General features: G+C 41.5%; 6 protein-coding genes. All 6 read right to left on the reverse strand.

Annotation, left to right across the window (positions count from 1 at the left end):
* Window positions 1-1,426 (reverse strand): DNA polymerase III subunit gamma/tau (dnaX, locus tag ACT3RN_RS13380; protein WP_444518712.1); only part of this gene is annotated, 1,426 nt, incomplete at its 3' end.
* Window positions 1,427-1,495: 69 nt separating this feature from the next.
* On the reverse strand, window positions 1,496-2,758 hold the full coding sequence (locus ACT3RN_RS13385; protein ID WP_192520290.1) for a hypothetical protein: 1,263 nt from the start codon (window positions 2,756-2,758) through the stop codon (window positions 1,496-1,498).
* Between the two features lie 126 nt (window positions 2,759-2,884).
* Window positions 2,885-4,423: a lysine--tRNA ligase gene (gene lysS, locus ACT3RN_RS13390; protein ID WP_192520289.1), complete on the reverse strand. Its 1,539-nt coding sequence runs from the start codon at window positions 4,421-4,423 to the stop codon at window positions 2,885-2,887.
* Window positions 4,424-4,520: 97 nt separating this feature from the next.
* Entirely contained in the window at window positions 4,521-4,973 is a 453-nt protein-coding gene (locus ACT3RN_RS13395; protein ID WP_192520288.1) for a hypothetical protein, read from the reverse strand.
* A 96-nt stretch (window positions 4,974-5,069) separates the two neighbouring features.
* Entirely contained in the window at window positions 5,070-6,161 is a 1,092-nt protein-coding gene (gene prfA / locus ACT3RN_RS13400; protein ID WP_192520287.1) for a peptide chain release factor 1, read from the reverse strand.
* 325 nt (window positions 6,162-6,486) lie between these two features.
* Window positions 6,487-7,632 (reverse strand): beta-ketoacyl-ACP synthase III, encoded by a 1,146-nt coding sequence (locus ACT3RN_RS13405; protein ID WP_192520286.1) that lies wholly within the window; start codon window positions 7,630-7,632, stop codon window positions 6,487-6,489.
* Between the last annotated feature and the right edge of the window lie 254 nt (window positions 7,633-7,886).

Consider the following 7,886-nt stretch of genomic DNA (forward strand, 5'->3'; position numbering starts at 1 on the left):
GCTCAACAATTGGTTCAGGCTCAACAATTGGTTCAGGCTCAACAATTGGTTCAGGCTGCACGCTATCAGCCATCAAAGTTAAGTTCTGTTCTGGATCACCAATATTATTGACACTTAACGGGTTATCTTCGTGAGACTCAGATTGATAAGAGTCGGCTTGTGACATGTCACTACTAGACGCCTGATAGTCAATATCATAAGGCTGTGATGGCGGTTCTGAAGCTTGATGTACGACAGCATCGACAGATGCTGTAGAAGCAACTGTTTCTATAGATGATGCTTCTGTAGAGGATACCTCACTGTCATAAATATTGTTCAATACTTCATCTATTGGCAACGGACGAAAGGCCAGTAGACGCAAGATACACATCTCAAGTGCCTGCATAGGCGTACTGGCAAGCTTAACGCCTTCACGCGCCTGCACCACAATTTCATAATACAGTTGTAACACATCTGGGCTAATATGCTTTGCAAGTACAGTAATCTCTTGTGCTTGCACTTCATTTACATTCAAAGCGACTTCAGGTAATAATTGAGTCAAGGCCAATTGATGAAGCAGCTCAGTGAGTCCATCAAACATACTAGTCGCATCAACCATTTGCGCGCGCATTTGCTCGATATGGTTCGCCACAGCAGACTTATCATGGTTATATATATCAGTAATCAAACGGATCAAGTCAGCCGCATCAATCAAACCAAGCATAGCATTAACAGTGACATCATCTAGTCTACCTTGACCAAAAGCAATGGCTTGATCGGTCAACGACAAGGCATCACGCACCGAGCCTTTCGCGGCACTGGCTAACTGCCAAAGGGCGGGCTGTGTATATGCTACTTGCTCTTGGTTAAGAATATTGGCCAAATGCTCACTGAGCAACGTCTGTGGTAATGGACGTAGTACAAACTGTAAACAGCGCGAGATGATGGTAATAGGCAGTTTTTGTGGATCAGTTGTGGCAAGTAAAAACTTTACATGCTCAGGCGGCTCTTCTAACGTTTTAAGTAAAGCGTTAAAACTGTGCGTAGACAGCATATGCACTTCATCGATGAGATAAACTTTATAACGTCCTTGGCTTGGCGCATAGGGTACGTTATCAAGCAGCTCGCGTGTGTCTTCAACTTTGGTACGCGACGCTGCATCGATCTCAATAAGATCGATAAAGCGTCCTTGATCGATGGCCACGCAGTTATCACACACCCCGCAAGGCGTACTAGTGATGCCCGTATCACAGTTCAGACATTTCGATAAGATACGTGCAATCGTCGTCTTACCAACGCCACGCGTACCTGTAAACAAATAAGCATGATGTAAACGGTTATAATCAATCGCATTAATCAATGCTTGCGAGACATGCGTTTGCCCAATTAACTCATGAAAGTTTTTGGGACGATATTTGCGAGCTAAGACTTGATATTGCTGCGTCATAATAAATGCCAATATAAATAATACAAATATAGATAAAGTGTCAAACCAGCGAGCTATATTAGCTTTAGATTATAACTGAGCTTGAAGTTTTGCCAAACGTTCATATAAACGCTGAGTATTTTCATCAATCAACGTACCTGTTTGATGAAAAATATCCAAATACACCTCGGTGTTTACGCTGTCTTCACAAGGTCGAAACTCTACACCAAGCAAAAACAAATCACTCATTACTGGATCTTGTAGTTGGGCATTGAGATCTGACAATAAATCCTGATGAGATGAACGCACATCCCCTGCACTCAACGAGCTACTATCATCTTGCGCATAAAACACTATAAGATAATGTCGACCAAAGACATGATAAGAGTGCTCATGACGAACATAACCATTCCAACGAGAATCTTGATCCATGGTTCTATAAGCTAAAATCTTTTCTACTAGACACGCATAGGTATACATTGACTCATCTGCCAACACATCTATTTGTGCTCTTGGTAATGGTTTACCTGCTTTGTGATAACGCTCAATCACACTATTAAAAAGTTTATACCACATCCGAGTGTATTTTTGAATCTCAGCCATTAAAGCATTGGCAAATACAGTCTGATTCGGTTCTGATACTTTACGTAAACGTAATTCTATTTGGTCAATTAACTCGTTATCAATCAACCGTTCTTGAACATCAATCGCTCTTTGGTGAAAGTCAGGTGATTGCAAAAACTGTTTTAATAATGTTGACTCATTTTTAAATGATGAAAAACTGGCTAACTGATCACGATGAAAATCTAAAAATGTCGTCAAATCACTTGGGGTCACCAATTGACTGAGTATATCAGCGAAGTTTTGATAGCTAAAAACTTGTAAAACACTTTGTTCATTATCTAGATCCAAAACGCAGTCTTCAGCGAAAAAACGGCTGCCATATTCATAGCCAACGGCATAAGAGGAAAGACCAGATTGTTCGTCCTGATGACTGATGGACAATGAGGTTAAGCCAATAAAATAAGTTTTTTTATCAGCTATCGATGTGCTCCTCGCTGCAACCAACTTATCATTTTTGTGATAAACCTGAGCGTGACGTTTGATTAACTCATTAACAACTTCCTTTCTCCACTCACGAACTTTAGCACTATCCACTTCTTTCTTATTCGCTTGTCTCACAACCGTATTGACAAGAAAATAAATAGTCGCGTCCGAAAACTCAAAAACAAAATCATAACCCTGAAATTTCTGAGGGTCAGTGATTTTGTCTTTGGGTAATTCATATAAAGATAAAAAACATTGCTGAATCATTTTTTGCCAAAGCGAGAATGATGCTTGCTGAGTATCCATAATATTCCTATAAATGCAATCCCATAAAAAGTCTTAAACCCATCATCTTAAAAGGAGTAAAACTTTCTATCTTCAGTTGAATATCAGTGCAGATTAAGGCGTCTCTTTATAGCAAGCAAATCCACTTTAACCTTCATGCTTGCGGCGCATGTGCGGGAACAAAATCACGTCACGAATGCTAGCAGAATCAGTCAGTAACATGACTAAGCGATCAATTCCAATACCCTCACCGGCTGTCGGTGGTAGGCCATAAGACAATGCTTCGATATACTCTTCATCGAAATGCATTGCTTCATCATCGCCAGCGTCTTTTTCAGCGACTTGGCCGTGGAAGCGTTCTGCTTGATCTGCTGGATCATTAAGCTCGCTAAAGCCATTGGCCAATTCACGGCCACCAACAAACAGCTCAAAACGATCGGTGATTTCAGGATTGTCATCACTACGGCGTGCTAATGGTGAAGTTTCAGCTGGATACTCAGTGATAAACGTTGGTTGACGCAATTGATGCTCAGCAGTTTCTTCAAAGATAATCGTTTGTAATTTACCTATGCCAAAACCGTCTTTGACTTGTTGCTTTAATGTTGTTGACGCATACTCTGCCAGATACTCACGGTCATTGATGCGTGCCATATCAAAGTTGTCTGCATATTTTGCAATCGCATCCGTCATCGATAAACGTGCAAACGGCGCTTTTAGGCTAATGTCTTCTTCTTGATAGGTGATTTCAGTTGTACCCAAAATATCCATTGCCAATTCGTTAAATAAGCGCTCAGTCAGGTTCATCAAGTCATGGTAATCTGCATACGCTTGGTAAAACTCAATCATAGTAAATTCAGGGTTATGACGAGTAGAGACACCTTCGTTACGGAAGCTGCGGTTAATCTCAAATACTCTCTCAAATCCGCCAACGACTAAGCGCTTCAGATAAAGCTCAGGCGCGATACGTAGATAAAGTGGCATATCTAAAGCGTTGTGATGGGTCACAAACGGACGCGCCACAGCACCACCTGGGATAGGATGCATCATCGGCGTTTCAACTTCCATAAAACGCTCGTTTAACATAAATTTGCGAATACCACTAACGACTTGGCTACGAATCATAAACGTATCACGAGTCGTCTCATTGGTCATCAAATCAAGATGACGGTTGCGATAGCGAGCTTCTACGTCAGCTAGGCCATGGAACTTGTTTGGCATCGGACGTAGTGATTTGGTCAATAAGTTAAATTCTTCGATATGAACGTACAAATCACCCTTACCTGAGCGACCGATATAACCTGATACGCCAACGATATCACCCAAATCTAGTGACTTGATGCTTGCACGTGTCTCATCATCAAGCTCTTTACGTGCGACATATAATTGAATACGACCTGTCATGTCCTGAATGACGATAAATGAGCCACGGTTGAGCATAACTCGACCTGCGATATTGACCTGAGTCTTTTCGCCATTTGCTGCTTTTTCTTCAATTTCTTGCTTTGATACACCATCAAAAGCCGTTTGTAAGTCTTGCGCATAATCAGTGCGTTTAAACGTATTTGGATACGGCTGCTTGCCCGAAGCACTGATATCATCTAGTTTAGCTTGCAGTTGTGCAATCAGCTCGTTAGCATCTTCTGGAGCTTGCTCTTGATTCTGATTTTGATTATTGGGCTTTGACATAACACTCTCAAAATTATTAGGTGATTAAAAGAAGAAATAAAAACTATAAATTTAAAATAAGACGTTCAGATAAAAAACGTCCTAACAAACATGACAATCAATCGACACAAATAGCAGGCTGTGCCACACCTTTTTTAATAACTTGATAACATCCAAAAACACTGCTATTACTGGCGCATTGTCCAGTTTGATTTTTAGCATTTGGTTTAGCGAAACCACTGGCGTTCTTACATTGTCCTTCGCAGTCAGCACTATCCTTACAAGCTTTACCAGCATCACTGTAAGATAATACGCACTGATAGCAACCACGCCTACCTTGCCGAACAAACCGCCCATTTTGTGAGCGACAAGCCATAACCATCTCACTAGGTGGATAAACACAAGCTTGATAAGTAAGTGGATCGGCTATCATGTTTTCCGATATGCTATCGGAGGACTGCTCTGGTGACGTAGATGGTATGGAACTACAAGCAGAGAGGCCAATCGCCATAAAAACACCACATAAAACACGATTAGGAAATAATCTTAAATTAAACCTGTCATTTATCATAATTATTACCTTATCTTCGGTATCAAAAATAACTGGCTATCTTTTCGTTCGTACTTATGTCAGTAAGACTGACAAACCTGTTGTTTTGTAGCTATCTTATTCACCGCCGCCGATACTAGCCATTAGGTCTGCTTGATGCTCACGCAATAAGGCATCAAGCGTCTCATCCAAGTCACCTTCCATAATAGAATCAAGCTTATATAAGGTAAGGTTAATGCGATGATCGGTCATACGCCCTTGCGGGAAATTATAAGTACGAATACGCTCACTACGGTCACCACTACCGACTAGGTCACGACGTATAGAATCTGCCACGTCGACCTGTGCTTGCACTTTGGCTTGTTGGATTTTTGAGACCAGCATTTTCATCGCATGTGCACGGTTTTTGTGTTGGCTACGCTCTTGTTGACACTCTACCACAGTGCCAGTGGGAATATGCGTCAAGCGTACGGCTGAGTCAGTGGTGTTAACGTGCTGACCACCCGCCCCGCTTGAGCGGAAAGTATCCATTTTTATGTCTGCAGGATTGATATCCACTGTATCATCGATCTCAACTTCTGGCATGACCGCAACCGTACACGCTGAAGTATGAACACGACCTTGACTCTCAGTTTCAGGCACACGTTGTACACGATGAGCGCCTGACTCGAACTTTAGACGACCATAGACGCTGTTGCCAGATACACGGGTGATGATTTCTTTATAACCGCCATGCTCGCCCTCATTAGCTGACAGTACTTCTACTGTCCAGCCTTGGTTCTGCGCGTATTTTTGGTACATACGGAACAAATCACCAGAGAAAATCGCCGCTTCATCACCGCCTGTCCCTGCTCGAATCTCTAAGAACGCTGGTACCTTATCATTAGGATCTTTTGGCAGCATCATGACATTGAGTGCTTCTTCCATCTCCACTATGGTGTCACGTGCGCTTTCGATCTCATCGTTCATCATCTCTTTCATATCAGGATCAGTTGCATCAGCTAGCATCACTTCTGCGTCGGCCTGATCTGTCTCTGCCTGCACATAGTTCTGCCACAGCGTCGTGATTTCCATCAAGTCACTGTGCTCGACAGACAATTCACGAAATTTATTATTATCACTAATGACACTAGGATCTGATAATAAGGCGGTGACCTCTTCATAACGGTCTACCATCTGGTCTAAACGCAGGCGTAAGGATTCTTTCATAAAAGGACTTTTAATTAGATGAGAGGAATAAGAGAGTGATTATAGCAAATTTTTTGCCTTAAATTAAAACCTCTGCGTAATCTTGTCGTTATTCTAAGCAATCTTACCATTATATCGCTAAACAATATGGTCAAACGTCTGCACCGATTCTAGATTGGTTATCATTAACTGGTTTTCTCACTCGGGGTTTATGGTATTTCTTTCAGAAAATTCAAACAAAAAAATAGCCAAGAACATTCTTGGCTATTTTTAATGTGACAGTTTTTCGTATGACAATAAAGTCTGATAATAATTCGATGATTAAACAATTCGATGATTAAACAACTTAAACCTTACGAACCAATACTGAACCAATCGAGTAACCAGCACCGAATGAACAAATAACGCCCAAATCGCCAGATGCTAGTTTGTCTTTATAGCGATGGAAGACAATCATCGGACTAGCTGAGCTGGTATTGGCAAATTCAGCGATGACACTTGGCACAATGGCTTTATCAGCTTCTTTACCAACGACTGTGCGTAAGATTAAATCAAGCATATTGGCATTGGCTTGGTGTAACCACATCATCTTCACATCGCTGGCTTGTAATTCGTTCTCGGTCAAATGCTCAGTGATAATCTCTGACACTTTCGGACAGACTTCACGGAATACTTTACGGCCATTTTGCAAAAACAGCTTGTCAGTCACTGGTGCTTTGATATCTGGGTACATCTCGGTCTGTGCCGCCAAATATTCTGAGCGATCCATAAATCCATATTCGTTTTTGATGTTGGTCGAAAACTGGGTGAATAGCTTAGAGTTCAGAATCTCATAGCCTTTTGGCGTATCTAGATCTTCAACGATAGATGCTGTTGCGACATCACCAAAGATAAAGTGACTGTCACGATTACGCCAGTTTAGATGCGCTGAGGTAATCTCAACGTTGACTACAGCGATACGCTTGGCCAGACCAGAGACAATAGAACCATGTGCTTGTGATAGACCAAATGTCGCTGCACTACAGGCAACATTCATATCATAAGCAAACCCACCAACCATACCAATCTCGTTTTGAATCTCGATGGCAACTGCTGGGTAAGTACGCTGAAAGTTTGAGCAAGCAAGGATAATACCATCCAAGTCATTGGCTTCTAATCCAGCGTCAGCCAATGCGTCCTTTAACGCAGCAGCACCCATCTCTGCCATAACAGACAGCTCTTCACCTAAGTTGCGATAGGCAATCACTGGCGCCATGATTTCAGGGTTTAAGATACCGTCTTTTTCCATCACATAACGTGATTTGATGCCAGAGACTTTTTCGATAAAGGCCGCGGATGAAGGCTGAAGCGCTGTAACCGTCTCTGCGGCTATCTCGTCAGCATGTTCTGTATTATAGTTTTCAACATACTGGTTAAATGACTCAACTAACTCTTCGTTGCTGATGCTATAAGGTGGAATGTATAGGCCTGTGCCTGTGATACAAGTCGTCATGATAAGCTTCCTTGTCTACTGCTATAGTGCTTAAAATAAGCATAAAGGTTAAAAAATAATAGTCATTTGCTTTCGGTGAATGACTGTAAACTTAAAATCAGTGGCTTTATTATGCCTGAATATTATAATTTTTCTAATACTTTGTTACAAATAACCTGTTTGTTGCGAAAAACGAGCAAAGATTACCTGATTTTACAGCAGCTACGCTATAATTGACGCTATTTTTTCTTTCAAGCCTCACTAAAAATACGTAT

It is taken from the genome of Psychrobacter sp. AOP5-GZ1-6, from assembly GCF_052376345.1.
Lineage (GTDB): Bacteria > Pseudomonadota > Gammaproteobacteria > Pseudomonadales > Moraxellaceae > Psychrobacter.